At 72.3% G+C, this 24,377-nt stretch carries 19 protein-coding genes and 1 pseudogene; 7 read left to right on the top strand and 13 right to left on the bottom strand.

Features of this window, described 5'->3' with window-relative positions; all coding sequences use genetic code 11:
- Window positions 1–290 precede the first annotated feature (290 nt).
- The 5 genes and pseudogenes from JHAT_RS03640 to JHAT_RS03660 form a co-directional block, all read right to left on the bottom strand.
- A complete protein-coding gene (locus JHAT_RS03640) occupies window positions 291–473 on the bottom strand; it encodes a DUF6104 family protein (protein ID WP_019075209.1) in 183 nt (60 codons plus the stop codon).
- Window positions 474–649: 176 nt separating this feature from the next.
- Window positions 650–4,464: pseudogene (locus tag JHAT_RS03645) on the bottom strand (multifunctional oxoglutarate decarboxylase/oxoglutarate dehydrogenase thiamine pyrophosphate-binding subunit/dihydrolipoyllysine-residue succinyltransferase subunit).
- A 281-nt stretch (window positions 4,465–4,745) separates the two neighbouring features.
- Window positions 4,746–5,855 carry a cell wall metabolism sensor histidine kinase WalK gene (locus JHAT_RS03650; RefSeq protein ID WP_077796565.1) on the bottom strand — a complete coding sequence of 370 codons (1,110 nt, stop codon included), beginning with the start codon at window positions 5,853–5,855 and terminating at the stop codon, window positions 4,746–4,748.
- A complete protein-coding gene (locus JHAT_RS03655) occupies window positions 5,852–6,592 on the bottom strand; it encodes a response regulator transcription factor (protein WP_077796566.1) in 741 nt (246 codons plus the stop codon). The genes JHAT_RS03650 and JHAT_RS03655 overlap by 4 nt, the downstream gene beginning before the upstream one ends.
- 113 nt (window positions 6,593–6,705) lie before the next feature.
- On the bottom strand, window positions 6,706–7,395 hold the full coding sequence (locus tag JHAT_RS03660) for a spermidine synthase (protein ID WP_077796567.1): 690 nt from the start codon (window positions 7,393–7,395) through the stop codon (window positions 6,706–6,708).
- Window positions 7,396–7,578: 183 nt separating this feature from the next.
- Here JHAT_RS03660 and lon point away from each other — a divergent pair, with 183 nt between their 5' ends.
- A complete protein-coding gene (gene lon / locus JHAT_RS03665; RefSeq protein WP_077796568.1) occupies window positions 7,579–10,023 on the top strand; it encodes an endopeptidase La in 2,445 nt (814 codons plus the stop codon).
- A 143-nt stretch (window positions 10,024–10,166) separates the two neighbouring features.
- Here lon and JHAT_RS03670 read toward each other — a convergent pair whose 3' ends face one another.
- Window positions 10,167–10,985 (bottom strand): lysozyme, encoded by an 819-nt coding sequence (locus JHAT_RS03670; RefSeq protein WP_077796569.1) that lies wholly within the window; start codon window positions 10,983–10,985, stop codon window positions 10,167–10,169.
- A 240-nt stretch (window positions 10,986–11,225) separates the two neighbouring features.
- Between JHAT_RS03670 and JHAT_RS03675 the strand changes: the two genes are divergently transcribed.
- Complete coding sequence (locus tag JHAT_RS03675) at window positions 11,226–11,720, top strand: MarR family winged helix-turn-helix transcriptional regulator (protein WP_077796570.1); 495 nt, start codon at window positions 11,226–11,228, stop codon at window positions 11,718–11,720.
- Window positions 11,721–11,739: 19 nt separating this feature from the next.
- Here the strand turns inward: JHAT_RS03675 and JHAT_RS03680 are convergent, their stop codons facing one another.
- A complete protein-coding gene (locus JHAT_RS03680) occupies window positions 11,740–12,531 on the bottom strand; it encodes a protein phosphatase 2C domain-containing protein (protein ID WP_077796571.1) in 792 nt (263 codons plus the stop codon).
- Between the two features lie 440 nt (window positions 12,532–12,971).
- Between JHAT_RS03680 and JHAT_RS03685 the strand changes: the two genes are divergently transcribed.
- Genes JHAT_RS03685 through JHAT_RS03705 form a run of 5 tightly spaced genes read left to right on the top strand, consistent with a single transcriptional unit; the run spans window position 12,972 to window position 18,897 of the window.
- On the top strand, window positions 12,972–16,055 hold the full coding sequence (locus JHAT_RS03685) for a nitrate- and nitrite sensing domain-containing protein (RefSeq protein WP_077796572.1): 3,084 nt from the start codon (window positions 12,972–12,974) through the stop codon (window positions 16,053–16,055).
- The gene (locus tag JHAT_RS03690) at window positions 16,052–16,555 is read left to right on the top strand and encodes a roadblock/LC7 domain-containing protein (RefSeq protein WP_077796573.1); all 504 of its coding nucleotides are present in this window, start codon (window positions 16,052–16,054) and stop codon (window positions 16,553–16,555) included. The genes JHAT_RS03685 and JHAT_RS03690 overlap by 4 nt, the downstream gene beginning before the upstream one ends.
- Entirely contained in the window at window positions 16,552–17,001 is a 450-nt protein-coding gene (locus JHAT_RS03695; protein ID WP_077796574.1) for a DUF742 domain-containing protein, read from the top strand. The genes JHAT_RS03690 and JHAT_RS03695 overlap by 4 nt, the downstream gene beginning before the upstream one ends.
- Window positions 16,982–17,620, top strand: a complete 639-nt coding sequence (locus JHAT_RS03700) for an ATP/GTP-binding protein (RefSeq protein ID WP_107481813.1) — start codon at window positions 16,982–16,984, stop codon at window positions 17,618–17,620. The genes JHAT_RS03695 and JHAT_RS03700 overlap by 20 nt, the downstream gene beginning before the upstream one ends.
- A gap of 14 nt (window positions 17,621–17,634) precedes the next feature.
- Window positions 17,635–18,897 carry a styrene monooxygenase/indole monooxygenase family protein gene (locus JHAT_RS03705; RefSeq protein ID WP_077796575.1) on the top strand — a complete coding sequence of 421 codons (1,263 nt, stop codon included), beginning with the start codon at window positions 17,635–17,637 and terminating at the stop codon, window positions 18,895–18,897.
- Here JHAT_RS03705 and JHAT_RS03710 read toward each other — a convergent pair.
- The 6 genes from JHAT_RS03710 to JHAT_RS03735 form a co-directional block, all read right to left on the bottom strand.
- Window positions 18,861–20,015 carry a C40 family peptidase gene (locus JHAT_RS03710; protein WP_077796576.1) on the bottom strand — a complete coding sequence of 385 codons (1,155 nt, stop codon included), beginning with the start codon at window positions 20,013–20,015 and terminating at the stop codon, window positions 18,861–18,863. The two genes, JHAT_RS03705 and JHAT_RS03710, sit on opposite strands and share 37 nt — an antisense overlap.
- A gap of 105 nt (window positions 20,016–20,120) precedes the next feature.
- Window positions 20,121–20,417, bottom strand: a complete 297-nt coding sequence (locus JHAT_RS03715) for a hypothetical protein (protein ID WP_077796577.1) — start codon at window positions 20,415–20,417, stop codon at window positions 20,121–20,123.
- Window positions 20,418–20,427: 10 nt separating this feature from the next.
- Window positions 20,428–21,081, bottom strand: a complete 654-nt coding sequence (locus JHAT_RS03720) for a TetR/AcrR family transcriptional regulator (protein ID WP_077796578.1) — start codon at window positions 21,079–21,081, stop codon at window positions 20,428–20,430.
- A gap of 186 nt (window positions 21,082–21,267) precedes the next feature.
- A complete protein-coding gene (locus JHAT_RS03725) occupies window positions 21,268–22,206 on the bottom strand; it encodes a diiron oxygenase (protein ID WP_077796579.1) in 939 nt (312 codons plus the stop codon).
- Between the two features lie 147 nt (window positions 22,207–22,353).
- On the bottom strand, window positions 22,354–22,860 hold the full coding sequence (locus JHAT_RS03730) for a DUF3291 domain-containing protein (RefSeq protein ID WP_077796580.1): 507 nt from the start codon (window positions 22,858–22,860) through the stop codon (window positions 22,354–22,356).
- 45 nt (window positions 22,861–22,905) lie between these two features.
- Window positions 22,906–24,363 (bottom strand): penicillin-binding transpeptidase domain-containing protein, encoded by a 1,458-nt coding sequence (locus tag JHAT_RS03735; RefSeq protein ID WP_077796581.1) that lies wholly within the window; start codon window positions 24,361–24,363, stop codon window positions 22,906–22,908.
- Window positions 24,364–24,377: the final 14 nt, after the last annotated feature.

The following is a 24,377-nucleotide window of genomic DNA, read 5'->3' on the forward strand; positions in this document are numbered from 1 at the left end:
CGGGTCCGGTGCGCGGGCACGCCGAAAGGGGCGCCGCCTCCGCCCTGGGTCAGATGTTCTGTCGCGGCGGCACACCGCCGCACCGGCGCGCTGCCGTGTCGGCGTACCGCCGTACTGGCGCGCTGCCGTACCGAGCCGGTCGGGGTGCGCGCCGGCCGGGTCACGTCCGTACAGCCGGAATCCTGTGCGGCCCGCGCTCACGTGCGTGACCCGCTCTCGCGCCCCTCACGCGCGGAAGCCGCTCCCCCCGGGGGTACTCCCGGTGCCGCGCGGCCCCGGCTGCTCGCCGACTACTCGTCGTCGTCCTCGTCGTCCAGCCGCGCCAGCCACGTCGCCAGCCGCTCCACCGGCACCTCGAAGTCCGGATTGAGGTCGACGAAGGTCCGCAGCTGCTCGGCGAGCCACTCGAAGGTGACCTCTTCCTCGCCGCGCCGCTTCTCCAGTTCCTCGATGCCGCGGTCGGTGAAGTACAACGTGCTCTCCGTCGGATGGGTCGACTGGGTCGAACGGGTCGGATATCGGGTGTCGGTACCAGGATAGGGGCGGTCGGCGGCCGCCCGTCCCGCCGTGGGCGGGAGCACGCGGAGGGGCCCGTCCCGCGTTCGACGAACGCGGGACGGGCCCCTCCGCATCAGGCCGGTCCGGGGGATCAGGCCTCGAACACCTCACGCACCAGCTGCTCCTGCTCGGCCTGGTGCCGCTTGGCGGAACCCACGGCCGGGGACGAGCTGTGCGGACGCGAGATGCGGCGCAGGCGCTCGCCGTGCGGGACGTCGGCGCCGACCGCCAGGTCCAGGTGGTCGATCAGGTTGAGCGCGATGAACGGCCAGGCACCCTGGTTCGCCGGCTCCTCCTGGGCCCACAGGTACTTCTCGGCGTTCGGGTACTTGGCGATCTCCGCCTGGAGCTCGGCACCCGGCAGCGGGTACAGGCGCTCGATGCGGATGATGGCCGTGTCCGTCACGCCGCGCTTCTTCCGCTCGGCCTCGAGGTCGTAGTAGACCTTGCCGGCGCAGAAGACGACCTTCTTGACCGCGGACGCCTCGACCGAGTCGTCGCCGATGACCGGCTGGAAGCGGCCCGTCGTGAACTCCTCCGCCTTCGAGGCCGCCGCCTTCAGGCGCAGCATCGACTTCGGGGTGAAGACGACCAGCGGCTTGTGGTGCGGGTTGTGCACCTGCCACCGCAGGAGGTGGAAGTAGTTCGCCGGCGACGTCGGCATCGCGACCGTCATGTTGTTCTGCGCGCACAGCTGGAGGAAGCGCTCCGGGCGGGCCGAGGAGTGGTCCGGGCCCTGGCCCTCGTAGCCGTGGGGGAGGAGGAGGACCACACCGGAGGTCTGGTTCCACTTCTGCTCCGCCGACGAGATGAACTCGTCCACGACCGTCTGCGCGCCGTTGACGAAGTCGCCGAACTGCGCCTCCCACATGACCAGGGCCTCGGGACGGGCCAGCGAGTAGCCGTACTCGAAGCCCATCGCCGCGTACTCGGACAGCAGGGAGTTGTAGACGTTGTACCGGGCCTGGTCCTCGGCCAGGTACAGCAGCGGCGTGAACTCGTTGCCCGTCTCGCGGTCGATGATGACCGCGTGCCGCTGGCCGAAGGTGCCGCGCTGCGAGTCCTGGCCCGCCAGGCGCACCGGCACGCCCTCCAGCAGGAGGGAGCCGACGGCGAGGGTCTCGCCCATGCCCCAGTCGATCGTGCCGTCCTCGACCATGGCCGCCCGGCGCTGCAGCTGCGGCAGCAGGCGCGGGTGGACGGTGACGTGGTCGGGGATGTTGACCTGGGACTCGGCGATCCGCTTGACGACCTCGGCGGAGACCGCGGTGTTCACGGAGACCGGGAACTCGGCCTGCGGGTCGGAGGGCGCGGCGGCCGAGGGCTGCGAGGTGGCCTCGCGGACCTCGGTGAAGACCTTCTCCAGCTGGCCCTGGTAGTCCTGCAGCGCCTGCTCGGCCTCCTCCAGGGTGATGTCGCCGCGGCCGATCAGGGACTCGGTGTACAGCTTGCGCACCGAGCGCTTGCGGTCGATCAGGTCGTACATCAGCGGCTGGGTGAAGGCCGGGTTGTCGGACTCGTTGTGACCGCGGCGGCGGTAGCAGATGAGGTCGATCACCACGTCCTTGTTGAACGCCTGGCGGAACTCGAAGGCCAGGCGCGCGACGCGCACGACGGCCTCCGGGTCGTCGCCGTTCACGTGGAAGATCGGGGCCTCGATCATGCGGGCCACGTCCGTCGCGTACATGGAGGAACGCGAGGACTCGGGGGCCGCGGTGAAGCCGACCTGGTTGTTGATGACGATGTGGACCGTGCCGCCGGTGCGGTAGCCGCGCAGCTGCGACATGTTCAGGGTCTCGGCCACCACGCCCTGGCCCGCGAAGGCCGCGTCGCCGTGGATCGCCACCGGCAGGACGGTGAAGTCCGTGCCGCCCTTGTTGATGATGTCCTGCTTGGCGCGCGCGACGCCCTCCAGGACCGGGTCCACCGCCTCCAGGTGCGAGGGGTTGGCCACCAGCGAGACGCGGATCTGGTCGCCGTCCAGGCCGGTGAAGGTGCCCTCGGCGCCCAGGTGGTACTTCACGTCGCCGGAGCCGTGCATCGACTTCGGGTCGAGGTTGCCCTCGAACTCGCGGAAGATCTGCGCGTACGACTTGCCGACCACGTTGGCCAGCACGTTCAGCCGGCCGCGGTGGGCCATGCCGATGACGACCTCGTCGAGGCGGGACTCGGCGGCCGAGTCCAGTACGGCGTCCAGCAGCGGGATGACGGACTCGCCGCCCTCCAGGGAGAACCGCTTCTGGCCGACGTACTTGGTCTGCAGGAAGGTCTCGAAGGCCTCCGCCGCGTTCAGCCGGCGCAGGATGCGCAGCTGCTCCTCGCGCTCCGGCTTGGAGTGCGGGCGCTCCACGCGGTCCTGGATCCACTTGCGCTGCTTGGGGTCCTGGATGTGCATGAACTCGATGCCGGTGGTGCGGCAGTACGAGTCGCGCAGCACGCCGAGGATGTCGCGCAGCTTCATCATCGACTTGCCGGCGAAGCCGCCGACGGCGAACTCGCGCTCCAGGTCCCACAGGGTGAGCCCGTGCTCGGTGATGTCCAGGTCGGGGTGCTTGCGCTGCTGGTACTCCAGCGGGTCGGTGTCGGCCATGACGTGGCCGCGGACCCGGTAGGAGTGGATCAGCTCGAAGACGCGGGCGGCCTTGGTGACGTCGTCGTCGTGGCTGGCGTCGATGTCCTTGAGCCAGCGGACCGGCTCGTAGGGGATGCGCAGCGCCTCGAAGATCTCGTCGTAGAAGCCGTTCTCGCCGAGGAGGAGGTTGGCGACCTGGCGCAGGAACTCGCCGGAGGCGGCGCCCTGGATGACCCGGTGGTCGTAGGTCGACGTGAGCGTCATGACCTTCGAGACGCCGAGCTTGTTCAGGGTGTCCTGGCTGGTGCCCTGGAACTCCGCCGGGTAGTCCATGGAGCCGACGCCCATGATCACCGACTGGCCGGGCATCAGGCGCGGCACGGAGTGCACGGTGCCGAGGCCGCCGGGGTTGGTCAGGGAGACCGTGACGCCGGTGAAGTCGTCCATCGTCAGCTTGCCGTCGCGGGCGCGGCGGACGATGTCCTCGTAGGCCTGCCAGAACTCGAAGAAGTTCATGGTCTCGGCCTTCTTGATCGCCGCGACGACCAGCTGGCGGTCGCCGTTGGGCTTGACCAGGTCGATGGCGAGGCCGAGGTTGACGTGCGGCGGCTTGATGAGCGTCGGCTTGCCGTCCTTCTCGCCGAACGCGTAGTTCATCGCCGGCATGGCCTTGATGGCCTGCACCATCGCGTAGCCGATCAGGTGCGTGAAGGAGATCTTCCCGCCCCGGGCGCGCTTGAGGTGGTTGTTGATGACGATGCGGTTGTCGAACAGCAGCTTCACCGGGACGGCGCGCACGGACGTGGCCGTGGGCAGCTCCAGGGAGGCGTTCATGTTCTTGGCGACCGCGGCGGCCGGGCCGCGCAGCGTCACCAGCTCGGGGCCCTCGGGCGCCTCCTTGGCGGGCTCGGCCTTCGGCTGCGGCTTCGCGGCCTGCTGGGCGGCGGGCTTCGCGGCCGGGGCGGCGGGGGCCGCGGCGGCGGGCTTCGCGGGGGCGGCGGGCGGCTGGGGAGCCGCCGGCGCCTGGGCCGGGGCGGGCTGCGCGGGAGCGGCCGGGGCGGGAGCCTGTGCCTGGGGGCGCCGGGGGCGGCCTGCGGCGCGCTCGTGTCCGTGGCCGTCGCGGAGCCGGACGCGGCCTGGGCGGCGGGCGCCCCGGGCTTGTAGTCGGCGAAGAAGTCCCACCAGGCACGATCCACGGAGTTCGGGTCCTGGAGGTACTGCTGATAGATCTCGTCGACGAGCCACTCGTTGGCACCGAAGGCCGCGGCGGGGTTCTTGCCCGCTTGGTCGGTGTCGGTCGAGATGCTCGAGTTACTGGGGGACTGTGGCGACACGGCGAGAACCGCCCTCTTCCGCTTCACAAGGTGGTGGACAGCGGGAATCAAGGCTACGCCTCCCCGGACCGGAAGGTCAGACCGGGCCGGTTCAACGTCGTGCAAGTCACATTGCGGAGCGTGTTTCGGCGCTGGAAATGGCGGGAAACAAGCGAAGTTCTGTTGCGTCAGGGAAGGGGAGACCGGGGCCCGGCGCGAAGAAGGCGCGGGCCTGTGCCTGATCACACGTGTCCACCGGCGCGAACGCCCGTGGATCTTGGTGTTCCGTTTCGAACCCTACGTCAACTCGACGCCGACGGCAGGCCCGGAAGGGTGATGAGGATCCGGCAGCCCCGCTCGGATTCGGCCACACCGATCCGGCCGCCGTGCAGATCCACCGCCCAGCGGGCGATCGCCAGGCCGAGCCCGGTGCCGCCGTCGCTGCCCGGGCCGTGCGGCCGGGACACCGAACCCCGGTTGAACCGCTCGAACACCCGTCGCCACTCCGACCGCGGGATGCCGGGCCCCTCGTCCAGGACCTCCAGCTCGAGGGACTCCGGCTGTGCCCCGGCCCGCGCCCTGACCGTCACCCGGCCGTGCGGCGGGCTGTGCTTGACCGCGTTGTCGATGAGGTTGGCGACCACCTGGTGGATGCGCTCGGGGTCGGCGTGGGCGGTCAGGCCGGCCGGGAACACGTCGAGGGCCAGGTGCACGTCGGTGCGCGTGTGGCTGCCGGACCCGGAGGCGATGCCCGCGCGCGCCGACGCGACCATGTTGGCCTCCTTCAGCACGCCCGCCAGATACGGCCACACCTCGAAACGCCGCTTCTTCAGCGGGACGACGCCGTTGTCCAGGCGGGACAGGTCCAGCAGCGTCTCCACCAGCCGGCCGAGCCGCTCCGTCTGCTTGAGCGCGGTCCGCATGGTCTCCGGGTCGGCCTCGGTGACGCCGTCGACGATGTTCTCCAGCACCGCGCGCAGGCCCGCGATGGGCGTGCGCAGCTCGTGCGAGACGTTCGCCACCAGCTCCTTGCGCTGGAGGTCCTGGGCCTCCAGGTCGTCGGCCATGCGGTTGATCGTGACGGCCAGGTCGCCCAGCTCGTCGCGGCGGTTCTCGCGCACCCGGCGCGTGTAGTCGCCGTGCGAGATGGACCGGGTCACGGCGTTCATCTCGTCCAGCGGCGCGGTCAGCGAGTGCGCCACGAACTGCGTGATCAGCAGCGTGGCGATCATCGAGAAGACCGTGATGAAGCGCAGCTCCGTCTTGGTGTGCACCGCGATCACCGACAGACCGGTGGTGATGAGCACCGACGTGACGACCAGCGCGCCCAGCTTGGTCTTGATCGAGAACGGGCGTACGCCGCCCCAGGGTTCCCCGGGGCTCCTCCGTGCGGCTTCCCGTCCCTCGCTCATGGCGTCGGCGTCTCCAGCGCGTAGCCCACGCCGTGCACGGTGCGGATGCGCTCGGCCCCGATCTTGCGGCGCAGCGCCTTGATGTGGCTGTCGACGGTCCGGGTGCCGGAGGCGTCCGCCCAGTCCCAGACCTCGGCCAGCAGCTGCTCGCGGGAGAGCACCGCGCGCGGGGTGTTCGCCAGGCACACCAGCAGGTCGAACTCGGTGGGCGTCAGGTGGACGTCCTCGCTGCGCACCCGCACCCGGCGCTGCGCGTGGTCGATCTCCAGTTCGCCCAGGCGCAGGATGCCGCTGCGCGGCGTCGAGGCGGCCACGACGGCCCGCTCCACCCGGCGCAGCAGCACGTGCACGCGGGCGGCCAGCTCGCGCATCGAGAACGGCTTGGTCATGTAGTCGTCGGCGCCCACGCCGAGGCCGACCAGCATGTCCGTCTCGTCGTCACGCGCGGTGAGCATCAGCACCGGCACCGGCCGCTGGGCCTGCACGCGCCGGCAGACCTCCAGGCCGTCGAAGCCGGGCAGCATGACGTCGAGGATCAGCAGGTCGGGCTGCCAGGCCTCGGCCGTGTCGACGGCGGCCGGGCCGTCGCCCGCCGTTTGCACCAGGAACCCCTCGGCGCGCAGGCGGGTCGCGATGGCGTCCACGATCGTCTGGTCGTCCTCGACCACCAGCACCCGGCGCTGTGCGCCCTGGGTCGCCGTCGCCGTGCCGTTGTGGGAGGTCTGTGTCTGCTCCATCGCCCGCCCCTGAGGTGTGCTTTCCGGAATCCGTGGGGTGATCCCATGACTGCGCTCGACGCCTGGATGATCCGCGTCAGGTCAGCAGCGTACGGGGATGCACCGCGGCTTTGCTATCCAGGCCCGACGCCGAGGTGGACGACGTCCGGAACGCCCCGGGCAACGGGGATCTCTTCGGTACGCACCTGCTGGAACCCGGCATTACGCAAGGTTTCTTCGAATTCCGGAGAGGGCTGCGCGGACCATACGGCGAGTACCCCGCCGGGTCTCAACACCCTTGCGCAGCCAGCGAGTCCGGCCGGTGAGTACAGCCCGTCGTTGCCCTCGGTGACGGTCCAGTCGGGACCGTTGTCGATGTCGAGGCACAGCGCGTCGTACGTGGCGGATGTCTCATTGACGTGCTCCACCAGATCCGCCTCGACGATCTCCGTGCGCGGGTCGGCCAGCGCCCCGGCGGACAGCTCGGCCAGCGGTCCGGCGCGGTGCCAGTCGATGACGGCGCGTTCGCGTTCGACGACCGTGATCCGGCCCCAGCGGGGGTCGGCGGCCGCGTGGACGAGCGAGAAGCCGACGCCGAGCCCGCCGATGAGCACGTGCGGTGCCGCGCGGCCGTCCAGCGCCTCGGCCGCCGCGTCCACGAGCCGCCGCTCGGAGCGCCCGTCGGAGGTGTCCATCAGGAAGCAGCCGTTCGCGATGATCTGCAGCAGCGCCCCGTGCCGGCGCAGGACGACCTCGCCGTACGGGCCCTCGCGACGGTCCAGGACTTCCGGCGTGTCGGAGGAGTCGTAAGAGGTGATGGGCATCGGCCCATCCTGGCACTCCGGGCGGGGGGAATGGCCGGGGTTCCGGCCGTGCTGTGGTGCGTGAGGGCGGATTCCGCCCGGCACGCCCCCTTGATCGCTCACAGCGAACAGAGTCCCGGGAACAATCATCGACTCCCGAACATTGAGTCGGCATAACTCAACTTGACTGCCGAAGGGGAGATCATGGCTGCTGAGTCCACGGCGTTCACATCGCTCACCCTGCCCGTGCTGCCGCTCGACGACGAGATCGTGCTGCCCGGGATGGTGGTCCCGCTGGACCTGAGCGATTCCGAGGTGCGGGCCGCGGTGGAGGCCGCGCAGGCCGCCGCCAGGGACGAACCCGGCAAGCCCCGGGTCCTGCTGGTGCCACGCATCGACGGCACCTACGCGAAGACCGGCGTCCTCGGCACGGTCGAACAGGTCGGCCGCCTCGCCGACGGCGACCCGGGCGCCCTCATCCGGGGCCGGAGCAGGGTGAGGATCGGCGCCGGCACCACCGGCCCCGGCGCCGCGCTGTGGGTCGAGGGCACGGGGATCGAGGAGAACGTGCCCGAGCCGCTGCCCGGACAGGTCACCGAACTCGTCAAGGAGTACAAGGCCCTCGCCACCGCCTGGCTGCGCAAGCGCGGCGCCTGGCAGGTCGTGGACCGCGTCCAGGCCATCGACGACGTCTCGGCGCTCGCCGACAACTCCGGCTACTCGCCGTTCCTGACCACCGAGCAGAAGGTCGAGCTGCTGGAGACCGCCGACCCGGTGGCCCGCCTCAAGCTCGCCACGAAGCAACTGCGCGACCACCTCGCCGAGCAGGACGTCGCCGAGACCATCGCCAAGGACGTCCAGGAGGGCGTCGACAAGCAGCAGCGCGAGTTCCTGCTGCGGCGCCAGCTGGAGGCCGTCCGCAAGGAGCTGCGGGAGCTCAACGGCGAGCAGGAGGGCGAGGAGTCCGACGACTACCGCGCCCGCGTCGAGGCCGCCGACCTGCCCGAGAAGGTCCGGGAGGCCGCGCTCAAGGAGGTCGACAAGCTGGAGCGGTCCTCCGACCAGTCCCCCGAGGGCTCGTGGATCCGCACCTGGCTCGACACGGTCCTGGAGATGCCGTGGAACGAGCGCACCGAGGACGCCTACGACATCCAGGGCGCCCAGGCCGTCCTGGACGCCGAGCACGCGGGCCTGCAGGACGTGAAGGAGCGGATCACCGAGTACCTGGCCGTGCGCAAGCGGCGCAACGACCGCGGCCTCGGTGTCGTCGGCGGCCGGCGCGGCGGTGCCGTGCTGGCCCTGGTGGGGCCGCCCGGCGTCGGCAAGACGTCGCTCGGCGAGTCCGTCGCCCACGCCATGGGGCGCAGGTTCGTCCGCGTCGCCCTCGGCGGCGTCCGCGACGAGGCCGAGATCCGCGGCCACCGCCGCACCTACGTCGGCGCGCTGCCCGGCCGGATCGTACGGGCGATCAAGGAGGCCGGGTCGATGAACCCGGTGGTGCTCCTGGACGAGATCGACAAGGTGGGCTCCGACTTCCGGGGCGACCCGGCCGCGGCCCTGCTGGAGGTCCTCGACCCGGCCCAGAACCACACCTTCCGGGACCATTACCTGGAGGTCGAGCTCGACCTGTCCGACGTCGTCTTCCTGGCCACCGCCAACGTGCTGGAGGCGATCCCGGAGGCGCTGGCCGACCGCATGGAGGTCGTGCGGCTGGACGGCTACACCGAGGACGAGAAGATCGTCATCGCCCGTGACCACCTGCTCCCGCGCCAGCTGGAGCGGGCCGGTCTGGACGGGGACGAGGTCACGATCGACGAGAGCGCGCTGCGCAAGCTGGCCGGCGAGTACACCCGCGAGGCCGGCGTGCGCACCCTGGAGCGGTCGATCGCGCGGCTGCTGCGCAAGGTGGCGGCCCAGCACGAGCTGGGCGAGCGGGACCTGCCGTTCACCGTCACCGACGGCGACCTGCGCGCCCTGATCGGCCGGCCGCACCACGTGCCGGAGTCCGCGCAGGACCCGGCCGAGCGGCGCACCTCGGTGCCGGGCGTGGCCACGGGCCTCGCGGTCACCGGCGCGGGCGGCGACGTGCTGTACGTCGAGGCGTCGCTGGCTGACCCGGAGACGGGCGCGGCGGGTCTGACGCTGACCGGTCAGCTGGGCGACGTGATGAAGGAGTCCGCGCAGATCGCGCTGAGCTTCCTGCGCAGCCACGGCGCCGAGCTGGAGCTGCCGGTGGCCGACCTGAAGGACCGGGGCGTGCACATCCACTTCCCGGCGGGCGCGGTCCCCAAGGACGGCCCGAGCGCCGGCGTCACGATGACGACCGCGCTCGCCTCGCTGCTCAGCGGACGCCTGGTCCGTACGGACGTGGCGATGACCGGTGAGGTGTCGCTGACCGGCCGGGTCCTGCCCATCGGCGGGGTGAAGCAGAAGCTGCTCGCCGCGCACCGGGCCGGGATCACCACGGTGATCATCCCGAAGCGCAACGAGCCCGACCTGGACGACGTCCCGGCCCAGGTGCTGGACAAGCTCGACGTCCACACCGTCACCGACGTCCGCCAGGTCCTGGAGCTGGCCCTGGCACCGGCGACGAACGGTGCCGAGCCGGAGGTTCCGGTCGCGGCGGTGGGGGCACCTTCCGGGCTTTAGGCACCGGGAGAGGTGAGGGCCCGGGTCCCCGCGCGGGGACCCGGGCCCGGCCCCTGTGCGGGGCGAGCGCCCGGACCCGGTCCGGGGCGCCTTTCGCCGTGCTCGTCCGGGGACGGTCCCCGGGCCCGGCCGGGGGGCGTCGCTCAGCCGTTGGCGAGTGCCTGGACCCGGTCCAGGGCGCCGTTGAACTTGTCGTGGTCCCCGACCGTCGGGCCGGACGAGGTGTACTGCCACATCGTGTAGTAGCCCCAGCCGGCCGGCAGCGTCCCCACCGTGGAGGCGTACCGGGCGATCCACAGCGGGTTGTTCGCGGCGAAGCCGCCGTAGTTGCCGGTGCACTGGGTCCACCAGCTGGTGGCCGTGTAGATGACGGCGTCCCGGCCGGTGCGGGCCTTGTACTGGTTCAGGAAGTCCCGGATCCAGGTCACCATCGCGCTCTGCGACTTGCCGTAGCAGGCGGACCCGTACGGGTTCCACTCGATGTCCAGCGCGCCCGGCAGCGTCTTGCCGTCCCGGGACCAGCCGCCGCCGTGGTCGACGAAGTAGTTCGCCTGCGTGGCGCCGCTCGTCGTGTCCGGGGTGGCGAAGTGGTACGCGCCGCGGATCATCCCGACGCTGTAGGAGCCGTTGTACTGCTGGGCGAAGTACGGGTTCGTGTAGTACGTCCCCTCGGTGGCCTTCACGTAGGCCCACTTGACCCCGCTGTTCCACAGGGTCGACCAGGCGACGTTGCCCTGGTGGCCGGAGACGTCCACGCCCTCCGTCTGGGTGGCGTCGCCGGGGACCGGGGTGCCCTGCTGTCCGTCGTGGGCGAGGACGCCCATGCCCATGTGGGCGGAGCCGCGGGGCGGGACGTCCGCGGCCGACGAGGGCTGGGCGAGGAGGAGGGAGAGGGCGACGAGCAGAATCCCGGTGGCGGCGAGACGCCGGCCGCGGGCCGATCCGGATCTGTGCACGAGCATGAACGTGCCTCCGATGGCTCGGTGGTGCTCGGTGGGGGTTGCGTGGGTGGGGAGAACCCATGAGTGGCGTGAGCATGCCATTCATGGGCCTGGTGAAGACGCTACGCACGTAGAACCGGGGGTGGGAAGAGGGGTCGGAAGCCGCCGTTGGTCTAAGCCTGCGAAATACTTGCCGAGCTGCGGTGATGGCGGCCCGTGGCGGAAACTTTCAGGACCGGGAAAAACGAGGCAGGGGCTGACGTGCACGAAGACGGAAACGACGACGGTCGCCAGGGCGAATCCCGCCTGTCCGGAAGTGGTGTGAACCAACCGCAGTTCCTGGCGCTGGAGCGGGAGTTGACGGTGCTCTTCCGGCGCGCCCGGGCCAATCAGGGCGAGATGGCGCGGGAGGTCCACCCCGACCTGGAGTCGTCCGCGTACGGCCTCCTCGTCCGGCTCGGCGAGTCCGGCGGGCAGCGCGCCACGGACCTCGCCGCCTACATCGGGGTCGGCAAGGCGACGATGTCCCGCCAGTTGCGCGCCCTGGAGGAACTCGGCCTCGTCGCCCGCGAACCCGACCCCGCCGACGGCCGCGCCTGGCTGGTCACCCTGACCCCGGAGGGACAGGAGCGGGTCGGCAGGGTGCGGGAGGCCCGCCGGGCCCGGTACGCCCGCCGGCTCGGTGACTGGGACCCCCGGGAAGTGGCGGAACTGGCCCGCCTGCTGCACGAACTGAACCGGGGGATGGAGAAGTAGCGCCGGGGCGCCCCGCCCCTCAGAACTCCGCGTACACCACCGTCGCGTCGTCGTGCGTCTTGCTGCGGCCGAGGAACTCCCGCGCCCCCGCCGCGTCCCGGCGCTCCCGCTCCCGCACCCGGTCCACCAGCGCCTGCGCGCCCTGCTTGCGCACCAGGGCGAGGCAGTCCGCCCAGTCGCCCTCCCGGAACCTCTCCACCCAGCGCGCGGCCCCGTCCGTCAACGCCACCAGCGTCCGCACCCCGTCGCGCGGCAGGGTCCCCGTCACCGCCCGCGCCGCCACCGCCGGATCGGCCGCGGCCGTGAAGAAGCCGCCCTCCTTGTTGCGGAAGCCGGTGTCCACGATCGCGTCCGTGGCGAGGGCCGAGCGCGGCAGACGGGCCAGCCGGTCGTCGAGGACCGCCGTGACCGCGCCGTCGGGGGCCTCCACCAGCAGGACCGAGTCGGACAGCACCAGGTACTCGACCTGGTCGGGGGACCAACGCGCCAGGACCACGGTCGCCTGAGGCGTACGCGGGTGAGAAAGCTCACAGGTTTCCCCGTGCGCCGCCGAGGTACGCGCGATGGCGCGGGACAGGACGTCGGCGAGGGGAACATCCGCGAGTGAAACGGTCAGTTCGGTCAGCGCCCCACCGAGCCGCGCGGTGAACCAGGGCACGGAATGGAGACAGCCCGTCCCGTCCTTCGGCGGTGTCACCCCGTCCAGCACGACGAGTGAACCACCCTGTCCCGAGGCCGGTAGCGCGACGCTCGCGAAGTCCTCGTTGGGGCGGTCGGCGAGGCCTGGTTCCGAAACGAGTTCCGTACGCATCAGGCCAGTCTGCACGACCCCTTCACGGTGTCCACAAAAGGCCGACAGGCCTTCCCCGGGCGATGCGGCCACCCAGGTCAGCGGCCTGATTTGGGAGGGAATGCTTCACTCCGGCAACACGTGGTGGCACATGGTGCCATCGCCTGCCGCAGACGTCCAACCGGCGCACCGTCCGGGCCCGCCGCACGAGCCGCCGGAACTTGCCCGCCAACTCCCGTCCGGGGTTCACTCCTTCGGGTGGCGGGTCAGGTGATGCACGCCCACCGTCCACCGGCACTGGGAAGGTCGGGAACCGGTGGGGGGCCTGCCCTGCTCACGGGGTCTCCCCGTCCGGCGCGCGGCCGGTGGCGGAGAATCGGCCCAGAGCTCGGGAAAGGGTGCACGCGCCGACCGGACGGTCGACGGAGCGTCACCCGGCCCCACGGGTACACGAGTCAGGAATGCGAGCACCGGTGCAGAAGACGCGGCCTCGTCGTACAGGCAAGCAGGCGGCCCTCGTTGGGAGCGCGGAGCGAACGCCCGGCACCCCCTCCACCCCGGCGGCCGAGGCGCCGCCCGTCGGCAAGGGCCGTCCCACCCATGTGCGCAACCGGCTCATCGTCGCCGTGGCGGTCGTGGCCGCCGCCGTCGCCGGAGCCGGGGCCCCCTCGATCGTGGCCGCCTCCGGGCGACTGCACGACACGCAGGACCTGGTGACGCTCGCCGGGCAGACCCAGGACGCGCTGACCCTCGCCCACTCCCTCGCCGACGAACGGGACGAGGTCACCCCCTACATCGCCGCGGGCCGCCCCAGGTCCAAGGCCCCCTCCGAGCAGCGCAGCGCCCGCGTCGACCGGCAGGTGGAGGAGCTGCTCGCCGACACCGACACGCCCGCGTCCCTGCGCGAGGACCTGGAGGCCATCGCCGCGCTGCGCCGCTCGGCGCTCACCGGCAGGAGCACCGCCCTGGAGGCGCACGAGGCGTACTCCCGGGCGATCGCCGAGCTCCACGCCCTGGCCGAGGACCTGGCCGAGCGGATGCCGTCCCGCGCGGGCGCCGGCGCACACGCCCTCGCCGAACTGGACACCGCCGTCCAGCAGGCCGCCGCCACCCGGGGACTGCTGCTCGCGGCCCTCGGCGTGCCGAGCAGCACCGAGACCGTCATCGACCCGATCACGGGGCTGCCGACCGAGTCCGTCACCTCCTCGGACGCCGACGCCGAGCAGCGCGACGCCCTCGCCGCCGCCGCCCAGCAGGCCCGGGTGCGCTCCGACGCGGCCCTCGCCGGCTTCCGCGAGGGGGCGCCCAAGGCGGCGCGGGACAGCTTCGACGCCACGGTCACCGGACCGGAGGTCAACTCCGCGGAGAAGTACCTCGCCGGCCTCACCGACCGGCCCACCCTCTCCGACGACGACCTCGGCACCTCCGTCAAGAAGCTGGACGCCGCGCTCTCCGCCCGGATCGACGCCATGCGCGGCGCCGAGTCCGCCCTGTACGACAAGCGCACCCGGGCGCTCGAGCAGCTGCGCGACGACGACGTGACCGCGCTGGAGATCCGGATCGCCGCCCTCGGCGCGCTGATCCTGCTCGCCCTCGGCATCGCCACCGCCATGGCCCGCACCCTCACCCGCCCGCTCTCGGTGCTGCGCCGCGGCTCGGCCCGGCTGGCCGCGGCGCCGGACCCTTCCACCGAGGAGCCGGTGGCCTTCACCGGCCGCAACGACGAGTTCGCCCAGGTCGTCCGCTCCGTCAACGCCCTGCACACGCACGCCGCCACCCTCGCCGAGCGCGTCAACACGCTGGAGGCCGACCGCAAGCACCTGGTCGGCCAGCGGCAGAAGATGGCCGACGCCCGCGAGGAACTGCGCGCCGAGCTCGCCGAGTCCGCCGCCCAGCTGGAGATCGTCCGCAAGAGCATCGGCTCCACCTTCGTCAACCTCGCGCTGCGCACCCTCGGCCTGGTCGAGCGGCAACTCGCCGTCATCGAGGGCCTGGAGGAGCGCGAGCAGGACCCGGACCGCCTCGCCACCCTGTTCAAGCTCGACCACTTCGCCACGGTCATGCGCCGGCACAGCGAGAACCTCCTCGTGCTGGCCGGCACCGAGCACATCCAGCACAGCGCCGGTCCGGTGCCGCTGGTCGACGTGGTCCGGGCCGCGGTCAGCGAGATCGAGCGGTACGAACGGGTCCGCATCGCCGCACTGCCACCGCACGCGCACGTGGCCGGGTTCGTCGCCGACGACCTCTCCCACCTGCTCGCCGAGCTGATGGAGAACGCCACCTCCTTCTCGCCGCCCGACCTGCCCGTCGAGGTCTCCGGCTGGCTGCTGGAGAACGGCGAGGTGATGCTCTCCGTCCAGGACGAGGGCATCGGCATGGCCACCGATCGGCTCCAGCGGCTCAACGCCCGCCTCACCGACTTCGACCCGGAAGCGCCCTACGACCAGGAGGGCGAGGACGGGCTCGGCCTCGGCCTGTACGTGGTGGCCCGGCTCGCCCACCGGCACGGGGCGCGGGTGCGGCTGCGGGAGCAGAAGCAGGGCGGTGTCGCGGCCGTCGTGGTCCTGCCGAGCACGCTGCTCGCGGCGGCGCCCCCGGCGGCCCTCGCCCCGGTCGCGCCGGTGTCCGAGGGCACGGGCTCCTTCACCCTGCCGGGCGCCGACGCGGAGGCCAACTCCAACGTCCTGCACGGTCGTGCGGAGAAGGGGACGCGACAGGACGCCGACCCGCTGGTGGCCTCGGCGGAACAGGCCGTACGGCGCGCCGAGGCCGAGGCGGAGCCGGTGGCGGAGGCCGAAGCGGAGCCAGTGGCGGACACCGTCGAGCCGGCGGAGACGGAGGCGGAGACCACCGTCGAGACGGCGGAGACGGGGACGGCGGCCACCACGGTGACCGAGCCGGTGTCGGCCCCCGCCCCGCAGGAGCCCGCCGACGAGGCCACGGAGGCCGGTGAGGCGCAGGAGGCTCCCGGGACCCAGGAGGCTCCGGAGGCCGAGAGGCCGCACGGTGTCAGGGACTTCCCCGACGACACCACGATGGAACTCCTGCTCCCGGCACAGGACCAGGCCCGGCCCGAACCCGAGCCCCAGGCCCGGCCCGAACCCGACCCCCAGCCCGAACCCGAGGCACCGGCCCCGCCCCCGGCAGCCGAGCCCGCCCCGGCGGAGCCCCTCGCCCAGGAGGAGGCCACCGCCCCGCAGGAGCGCCCCGCTCCCGCCGACCCCTACGCCATCGGACCCGAGACCCACGAACGCAGCGCGGACGAGGGCACCGGGCCGGGCGGTGGCGCCGTCACCGCCAAGGGTCTGCCCAAGCGGACCCCGAAGCTCACCACACCCGCAGCGGTCCCACGGCCGCGCACGGCGGGTTCCGTCGACGCCGAGGCGCTGCGCCGTCGCCTGGGAGGGTTCCGCCGGGGGGCGGAGGCCGGGCGACGCGACGTCGAGGCGGAGATCGCCGAGCGGACGGAACGGAACCAGGTGCCGCCGGCCGCTGGGACGACCGAAGAAGCCACGGGGGGCACTGTCGAGGAGGCAAGCAGTTGACCGCTCCCAGTACGTTCGGACTGAGCAGTGAAGCCCGTAATCTGCACTGGCTGCTGACCAACCTCGTCGAGGAGGTCCCCGGCATCCTGTCCGTCGCCGTGGTCTCCTCCGACGGCCTGCTCCTGCTCTCCTCCGACCAGGACAGGAACGAGGCGGCCCGGGTGGCGCGGGGCGAACGGCGCACCGGCCCGCGCGGCTCCGCCGCCGACCTCGCCACCGTCGTCTCCGGCGTGGGCAGCCTGACCGTCGGCGCCGCCCGGCTGATGGACTTCGGCGGCGTGAAGCACACGATGGTCACCATGGACGAGGGCAGCCTGTTCGTGATGTCCATCAGCGACGGCTCGCTGCTCGGCGTGCACGGCTCCGCGGACGCCGACATGAGCGTCATCGCGTACCACATGGCGCTGTTCGTCGGCCGCGCCGGCCACGTCCTGACCCCCGAACTCCGCAGCGAACTGCGGAAGTCGCTGGAGTCCGAGTCGACGGGGAGCGCCCGATGAGCAGTGGCCCCGGCAGGAAGCCGAAGCACCCGACGAGCCTCCCCGTGCGCGGCGCGGACCGCAGGCCCGCCCGCGTCCGCCCCTACTCGCTCACCGGCGGCCGCACCCGCTTCGGCCACGTCCTGCTCGTCGAGACGTTCGTCGGCGCCACCGCGGGCACCGCCGCGCTCGAAGCGGCCGAGCAGCGGAAGGAGTTGACCAACGGCGGTCTCACCTCCCGCGTGATGCCGGAGATGCGGGCCATCGTCGAACTGTGCCGCCGTATGCGTACGGTGGCCGAGATCGCCGCGCTGCTGAAGATGCCGCTCGGCGTGGTCCGCGTGCTCCTCAGCGACCTCGCGGACCAGGGAAAGATCCGTGTGTACGGCACCGGGACCGGCCACGGCACGGGCCGCCCGGACCGCGCTCTGCTCGAAAGGGTGCTCAGTGGACTCCGTCGTCTCTGACGCCGCCTACGGCGTCTCCCCCCTCGTCGACCCGGACGAGACCCTGCAGCCCTGGCAGACGGACCGCACCCGTGCGCCGATCGCCACGAAGATCGTCGTGGCGGGCGGCTTCGGCGTCGGCAAGACCACGCTGGTCACCGCCGTCTCGGAGATCACGCCCCTGCAGACCGAGGCACTGATGACCGAGGCGAGCGAGGACACCGACGACCTCACCGCCACCCCGGACAAGATCACCACCACCGTGGCCATGGACTTCGGCCGCATCACGCTCGACGACGACCTGGTGCTCTACCTGTTCGGCACGCCGGGCCAGCAGCGCTTCTGGTTCATGTGGGACGACCTGGTGCGCGGCGCGATCGGCGCCGTCGTCATGGCCGACACCCGCCGCCTGGAGGACTGCTTCCCGGCGCTGGACTACTTCGAGAGCTGCGGACTGCCGTACATCGTGGCGGTGAACCACTTCGACGGCAGCGAGCTGTTCGAGGCGGAGGACGTGCGGGAGGCGTTGACGATCCCCGCGCACATACCTGTAATGATCATGGATGCGCGCCGCCGGATCTCGGCCATCGAGACCCTCTTGTCCCTCGTGGGCCACGCGCTCGACGAAACCCCCGAGTAGGAGACGTACCCCGCATGCGGAAGATACTCGTCGTCGGAGCCGGCCAGTCCGGTCTCCAGCTCGCCCTCGGCCTCCAGTCGCACGGCTACGAGGTCACCCTGATGTCCAACCGGACCGCGGACGAGATCCGCACCGGCCGGGTCATGTCGACGCAGTGCATGTTCCACACGGCACTCCAGCACGAGCGCGATCTCCAGCTGAACTTCTGGGAGTCCCAGGCCCCGAAGATCCAGGGGCTCGGCGTCTCGGTGGCGGCCCCCGGCTCCTTCGACCCGGGTCCCTCGCAGCGGGCGATCGACTGGCTGGGACACCTGGACGGCTACGCGCAGTCGGTCGACCAGCGGGTGAAGATGGCCGGCTGGATGGAGACCTTCGCGCAGCGCGGCGGCCAGCTCGTCATCCACGGCGCGGCCGTCGGCGACCTGGACTACTTCTCCCGCGCCTACGACCTCGTCCTCGTCTCCGCCGGCAAGGGCGAACTGGTGCAGATGTTCGGCCGGGACGCCTCCCGCTCCCCGTACAGCACGCCGCAGCGCGCCCTCGCCGTCGCCTACGTCCACGGGCTGGGCCCGCGCCCCGAGCACCCGGACACGGAGGCCGTGCGCTGCAACCTGGTCCCCGGTGTCGGCGAGATGTTCATCATGCCGACCCTCACCACCTCGGGCCGCGCCGACATCCTGTTCTGGGAGGGCATACCCGGCGGCCCGCTCGACGCCTTCAAGGACGTGAAGGACCCCTCGGAGCACCTCTCCCTGACCCTGGAACTCATGGAGAAGTTCCTCCCCTGGGAGTACGCGCGGGCCACCAAGGTCGAACTGACCGACGCCGGCGGCACCCTCGCCGGCCGCTACGCCCCCACCGTCCGCAACCCGATCGGGCGCCTGCCCGGCGGCGGTGCGGTCCTCGGGGTCGCCGACGTGGTCGTCGCCAACGACCCGATCACCGGACAGGGCTCCAACTCCGCGTCCAAGTGCGCCGCCTCCTACCTCGCCTCGATCCTGGAGCGCGGCGACGAGGAGTTCGACGAGGCCTGGATGCAGCAGACCTTCGACCGCTACTGGGAGACGGCCCAGCACGTCACCAAGTGGACGAACACCATGCTCGCCCCGCCGCCGGAGCACGTCCTGAACCTGATCGGCGCGGCCGGTCAGCTCCAGCCGGTCGCCGACCGCTTCGCCAATGGCTTCAATAACCCGGCGGACTTCGAGAACTTCTTCTACGACCCGAAGAGGACCGAGGCCTACCTGATGGAGGTCTCCGGCGCGGCCGGCGCCTGAGCCGCGGCGTACCCCTCGTCGGATCCGCCCGTCGCCCCCACGGGGAGCCTCGGCGGCGTGTACCGCGGCAGAGGCTTCCCGAGGGGATCGGGCCGTACGGCGCCCAGCACCGGGTTGGCCGCGATCGGTGACACCTTGACCTCGGCCCCCGGCCGCGGGGCCTGGACGACCAGGCCGTCACCGAGGTACATCGCCACATGGGTGGCCTCGGGGAAGTAGACGACCAGGTCGCCGGGCCGCAGCCGGTCCAGCGGGACGCGCTCCAGCCGCGCCCACTGCTCCTGGCTGGTCCGCGGGATCGGCGTCCCGGCCCGCTCCCAGGCCACGGAGGTCAGCCCCGAGCAGTCGTACGACGCGGGGCCCTCCGCGCCCCACTGGTACGGCTTGCCGAGCTGCTCCACCGCGAAGCGCACCGCCCGGTCGCCCTCCGCGGACGGCCTGTCGTCCTCGCCGATCGCGCCGGACGCCAGGAACCGCTGCTGGGCCTCGGCGATGCCGTTCTTCTCGGCGGCGGCCAGCTCGGCCAGCTGTTCGGTGCTGAGCGAGGCGAGCAGTTCCTCCACGGCGCGCAGCCGGACGCGTACGCCGTCCCGGTCCTTCTTCTGCCGTTCGGCGAGGGCGATCTGCTCGTCGAGGGCCGCGCGGGCCCGGCGGGCCAGGTCGTCGGCCTTCTTCTCGTGCTCGGCCAGGCGGTCCACCGTCCCGGCGCGCTCCCGGGCCAGCTGCCCGATCACGTGCCCCTGGTCGAGCGCGTGCTGGGGATCGCGGGCCAGCAGCAGCCGCAGGTAGGGGGAGAGGTCGCCGCTGTCCCGGTACTGCTGCCGGGCCAGCCGGCCCACCGCGCCGCGGCCCTCGCGCAGGGACAGCCGGGCCCGGGCCAGCTCGGTCTCCAGCCGCTGCACCTTCGCACGCTGCCTGGTCAGCTTCTCCTCGGTTCCGTTGTAGGCCTCCGTGGCCTTCTCGGCCTCCCGGTACAGCCCCTGAAGGTCCGTCAGCAGCTCGGCCACGGACCGCTCGCCGGGCGCGGGCCCGGGTTCCGCCGCGGCGGACACGGGCGCGAGCACGATCCCCGCCGTCACCGCCGCCGTACAGGCCAGTCGGAGAAGCCTTCCTGACACGTTGTCACCTCCGGTGCGGCGGCCCCTTCGTCCGCTCCGCACCGCGAGCATCGGGCCGGCTCCCGGAACCCGCGCGCCGAATGTGCGCGGTTCGGCGCAATGCCGTCACCCGTCGGCGTCGTCCGGCTTGCCGCCCGGCGTGGCGTCCGGACGGGACCACGGCCAGCGCGGGCGGCTCCTCGCGCCGCCCTCGGGGTCGTGCACGTACTTCCAGCGGGCGAACACCTTCCCCCCGGCCGGGCGCGGCACGCGCCGGTAGACGAGCACGGTGGGCGGCCCGCCGTCCGGGTCCGGGACGGGGATGCGGTACGTCTTCGGCGGGTGCCCGGTCATCCCGACCAGGACGGGCAGCACCCGTCCGTCCATGGGGCCGCCCTCGAAGGGGGTGTCTTCGCTCTTCACGGCACCAGTGTCAGACATCCTCCGCCAGCGCCTCGACCAGCGCCGCGGTCTGCGGGTCGCGCCGCGCGGTGACCGACAGCGCGGCCAGGAACTGCTCCACGAGCCAGTCCCGCAGCTCGTCGACGGGCGGCTGCTTGCCCTCGTCCAGCCAGATCAGCGAGGCCGCCTCCACCGCCGTGATCCACATCCGCACGGTCATCCGCAGCCGTGGGCCGACCTCGGTGACCTCCAGGTGGCTCATGATGTGCTCGGCGGCGGCCCGGCGCACGCCGTCCACGATGGCCGACGTCCGCGTGGTCTCGGCCACGCTGCCGCCCCGCAGCAGGGCGCTGAAACCGGTGTCGTGCTGGTCGACGAAGGCCAGGTAGCGGTCCAGGGCGCGGGACAACCGGGCCGGCATCGGCCCCTCGCGGGGTTCGTCGAAGCACTGCCGCAGCTCGTCGGCGGCCGACCTGAGCGCGGCCTCGTAGAGCTGCTGCTTGCCGCCGGGGAAGTACCGGTAGACCAGCGGACGCGAGACCCCGGCCTGCTCGGCCACGTCGTCCAGGGAGACCTCCTCCGGCGGCCGGTGGGCGAAGAGGGCGAGCGCGGCGTCGAGCAGCTGACCGCGGCGCTCCTCGACGCTGAGCCGGCGGTAGGCGGGGGTGGGGGCCTGCGGGGTCATGGACCGCAGCGTAATCGCTCCGCAGGGCGGGGCCGGGGGGCCGGTGGGGCCGACGGCGTCCGGATCGTGCCGTCCGGTGCGGCGGGGCCGGGGCGGGGCGGGCCGCGCGGCCCGGCGCCGAGGGGTGCCCGGCACCGGGGCGACCCGGGTGGGACGCGGCGCCCGGCCCCGCGGCTGCGCGCGTCCCTACGCCAGCAGGCCCGAGGACTTCCACAGGCGGCGGCCCACTCCGCGCAGGACGCCGATGTCGTCCAGGAAGTCGGTCAGGCGCTTCGCACCGGTCTGCATGACCTCCTTGCGGTGGCCGCTGGCCCTGACCTGGGCCATGGCCTCGCGCTTGTCCAGGCCGACGTTCGTGTAGACCTCGGGGTTGACGAAGGCGACGGAGAAGACGCGGGCGAACTCGCCGGAGGTGATCCGGGTGAACTCCTGCGACCACTTCGGGGCCGTCACCATCTGGCGGCGCAGCTCCTCGCGGGCGTAGCGCACGTGGCGGGCCTCCTCCACGACGTGGATGCGCGTGACGCCCCGGATCAGTGTCTGGACCCGCTCGTCCGGGAAGGTCAGCCGCTGCATCCAGTCCAGGACCTCCTCGCCGAGCAGCGTGGCGGTGAAGGAGCCGGGCGTGGTGGAGATCGTCTTGAACAGACGGCCCAGGTGCTGGTGGACCGGGCTGACCGGGTACCACGGGGTCTCACCGCGCGATATCAGCCGGGCGAACATCTTGGAGTGCCGGCACTCGTCCTCGATCTCGGTGAGCGCGTAGCGCACGTGGGCGCTCGTCGCGGCCTTGTCGTAGATGTGCCGCACCAGCAGCTGCATCAGGATCAGCTCGAACCAGATGCCGAGCGAGGCGAGCGCCGCGGCCTCGTGCTGGGAGAGCAGGATGCGCTGCTCCTCGCTCATCCGCTTCCACATCGGGGTGTCGTACAGCGACACCAGCTCCGGCGGCCAGAACCACTTGCCCTCCTCGAAGGGCGCGTCCCAGTCCAGTTCCTTGTCCGGGTCGAAGGAGTGCTTGGCGGACGAGTCGAGGAGCCGTTCGGCCACCTGCTCCCGGTCCTTGAGCAGGCCGAGCGCGTCGCGCAGGCCCTCGAGCGCGTCGGCTTCCGTCAGCGTCGTCATGGTTGTGTCCCACCTCGTCGAACAGATCGTGTCACCCGCGGTCGCTCCAGCGTGCTCCGACTTATGAGACTGCCTGTCAGCAAGCTCGTCAATCCCCTGCGCGGAACTTGTTGACCGCGAGTAAAGAAGCGGGACGTGATCGGATCCCTAGCGGGAGCGGTCCAGCCCCTGCGGCACCTCGCCGGGCACGGGCTCCGACGCCCCCGCCGGGTAGGAGGTCCGCAGCGTGAAGGCGTACGGCGTCGGCCCGTGGGTGCGCAGGTGGAGCAGCCGGGCCTCCGCCTCCGCGACCGTGGGACGGTGGCCTGCCGGCACCCACCACAGGGTCGTGACGGCCTCCGCCGGGCGCTCGAACCACTCGCGCCGCCGCGCGAGCACCTCCCGGTGCCGCCCCTGGTACATGAACGCCGTCAGCGCGTCGGCGTCCCGCCACACGGACAGGTTGACGATCAGCCAGGAGTCCCCGAAGACGGGGACGTCGGTCGCGTCCCCGCCCTCGCCCTGCAGGCGCCACACGAACCCGTCCGCCGCGTCGGCGGACGCGTTCACCGGATCGAGGGCGTCCACGAAGTCCTTCAACTGCGGTGAGTCCAAAGGGGCCTTGAGACGGGCGATGTTGACCTGGGCGAGTTCGTGCACGGCGTCGTCAGTCATGGACCGAACGGTAGGTCGGGAGCCTTGCGGCGCGGTATCCCCGTCTCAGCGGGTGAGCACCGCCTCCATCACCGCCCGTGCGATCGGCGCCGCCAGCCCGCCGCCGCTGACCGTCTCCCGGCCGTCCGGGGAGCCCTCCACCACCACCGCCACCGCGACCTTCGGCTCCAGGTCCCCGTCGGCCTGCGCCCAGGAGACGAACCAGGCGTACGGGGTGCCCGAGTTGCCCACGCCGTGCTGGGCCGTGCCGGTCTTGCCGCCGACCGTGGCACCCGGGATCGCCGCGTTCGCGCCGGTGCCGTCCTCCACCACGCCGGTCATCAGCTCCTTCAGCCGCTTGGCCGTCGACGGCCGCATCGCCTGCCGGGCGGGCCGCGACCCGGCCGTCGCCACCACGCTGCCGCCCGCCCGCACCGTCCGCTCCACCAGGTACGGCGCCCGCACCTGCCCGCCGTCGGCCACCGCGGCCGCCACCATCGCCATCTGGAGCGGGGTGGCCCGCGTGTTGTACTGACCGATCGACGACAGCCCGAGCTGCGCCCGGTCCACCGAGGTGTCGAAGGTGGACCGCGCGACCGAGAAGGGGATGCGCAGCCCGTCGTCGTTGAAGCCGAACGCCTCCGCCGTCGCCGCCATGCCCGCCACGCCCACGTCCACGCCGAGCTTGGCGAACACCGTGTTGCAGGACCACTCGAAGGCCTCCCGCAGCGAGGCGTCCCGGCACCCCTCGCCCTCGTTCGTCAGCCGCGTCCGCGTTCCGGGCAGCGTGTACGGGTCGGGGGAGCGGGTCGGCGCGTCGAGGTCCCGGACCACGCCCGCGTCCAGCGCCGCCGCCGCGGTGACCACCTTGAACGTCGAACCCGGCGGATAGGTCCGGCGCACCGCCCGGTTGAGCATCGGTTTGTCCGGGTCGCCGTTCAGCCGGGCCCAGGTCCGGACGGCGGCCGTGCTGTTGCCGGAGAGCGCCTGGGGGTCGTAGGACGGGGTGGACACCAGGGCCAGGATCCGCCCGGTGGACGGCTCGATCGCGGCCACCGCCCCCTTGCGCCCGCCGAGCCCCTCGAACGCCGCCCGTTGCGCGGCCTCGTCGATCGTCGTCACCACGTCGCCGCCCGGGTTGCGGACGCCCGTGACGTCGTTCCACAGCGGGAGCGGCGCGAGCATCGGGTCGGCGCCGGACAGCAGGCCGTCCTCGGCGTGCTCCAGCAGGGTCGTCCCGTACACCTGAGAGGCGAAGCCGGTGACCGGCGCGTACATCGGGCCGTTCGCGTACGTCCGTTCGAAGCGCAGGTGCTCGCCGGTGTCCCGGGAGCCGGTGACCGGCTCGTCGCCGACCAGGATGTCGCCGCGCGGCTGCTGGTACCGGGCGATGTCCGGGCGGCGGTTGGCGGGGTTGTCGTCGTACTCCGGCGCCTGGACGATCTGCACGCGGGCGGCGTTCACCAGCAGGGCGACCAGCAGCAGGGCGCAGAAGGCGGCGGCGTGCCGGATGTGCCGGGTCACCGCGGCCCCTCCCC

This window comes from Streptomyces sp. JHA26 (assembly GCF_002005565.1).
GTDB lineage: Bacteria > Actinomycetota > Actinomycetes > Streptomycetales > Streptomycetaceae > Streptomyces.

Excerpts from the sequence above, each read along its gene's own strand:
- JHAT_RS03650 (WP_077796565.1), bottom strand. The coding sequence starts at position 5,855 with ATGAGCGAGGGACGGGAAGCCGCACGGAGGAGCCCCGGGGAACCCTGG.
- JHAT_RS03655 (WP_077796566.1), bottom strand. The coding sequence starts at position 6,592 with ATGGAGCAGACACAGACCTCCCACAACGGCACGGCGACGGCGACCCAG.
- JHAT_RS03660 (WP_077796567.1), bottom strand. The coding sequence starts at position 7,395 with ATGCCCATCACCTCTTACGACTCCTCCGACACGCCGGAAGTCCTGGAC.
- lon (WP_077796568.1), top strand. The coding sequence starts at position 7,579 with ATGGCTGCTGAGTCCACGGCGTTCACATCGCTCACCCTGCCCGTGCTG.
- JHAT_RS03670 (WP_077796569.1), bottom strand. The coding sequence starts at position 10,985 with ATGCTCGTGCACAGATCCGGATCGGCCCGCGGCCGGCGTCTCGCCGCC.
- JHAT_RS03680 (WP_077796571.1), bottom strand. The coding sequence starts at position 12,531 with ATGCGTACGGAACTCGTTTCGGAACCAGGCCTCGCCGACCGCCCCAAC.
- JHAT_RS03685 (WP_077796572.1), top strand. The coding sequence starts at position 12,972 with ATGCGAGCACCGGTGCAGAAGACGCGGCCTCGTCGTACAGGCAAGCAG.
- JHAT_RS03695 (WP_077796574.1), top strand. The coding sequence starts at position 16,552 with ATGAGCAGTGGCCCCGGCAGGAAGCCGAAGCACCCGACGAGCCTCCCC.
- JHAT_RS03705 (WP_077796575.1), top strand. The coding sequence starts at position 17,635 with ATGCGGAAGATACTCGTCGTCGGAGCCGGCCAGTCCGGTCTCCAGCTC.
- JHAT_RS03720 (WP_077796578.1), bottom strand. The coding sequence starts at position 21,081 with ATGACCCCGCAGGCCCCCACCCCCGCCTACCGCCGGCTCAGCGTCGAG.
- JHAT_RS03725 (WP_077796579.1), bottom strand. The coding sequence starts at position 22,206 with ATGACGACGCTGACGGAAGCCGACGCGCTCGAGGGCCTGCGCGACGCG.
- JHAT_RS03730 (WP_077796580.1), bottom strand. The coding sequence starts at position 22,860 with ATGACTGACGACGCCGTGCACGAACTCGCCCAGGTCAACATCGCCCGT.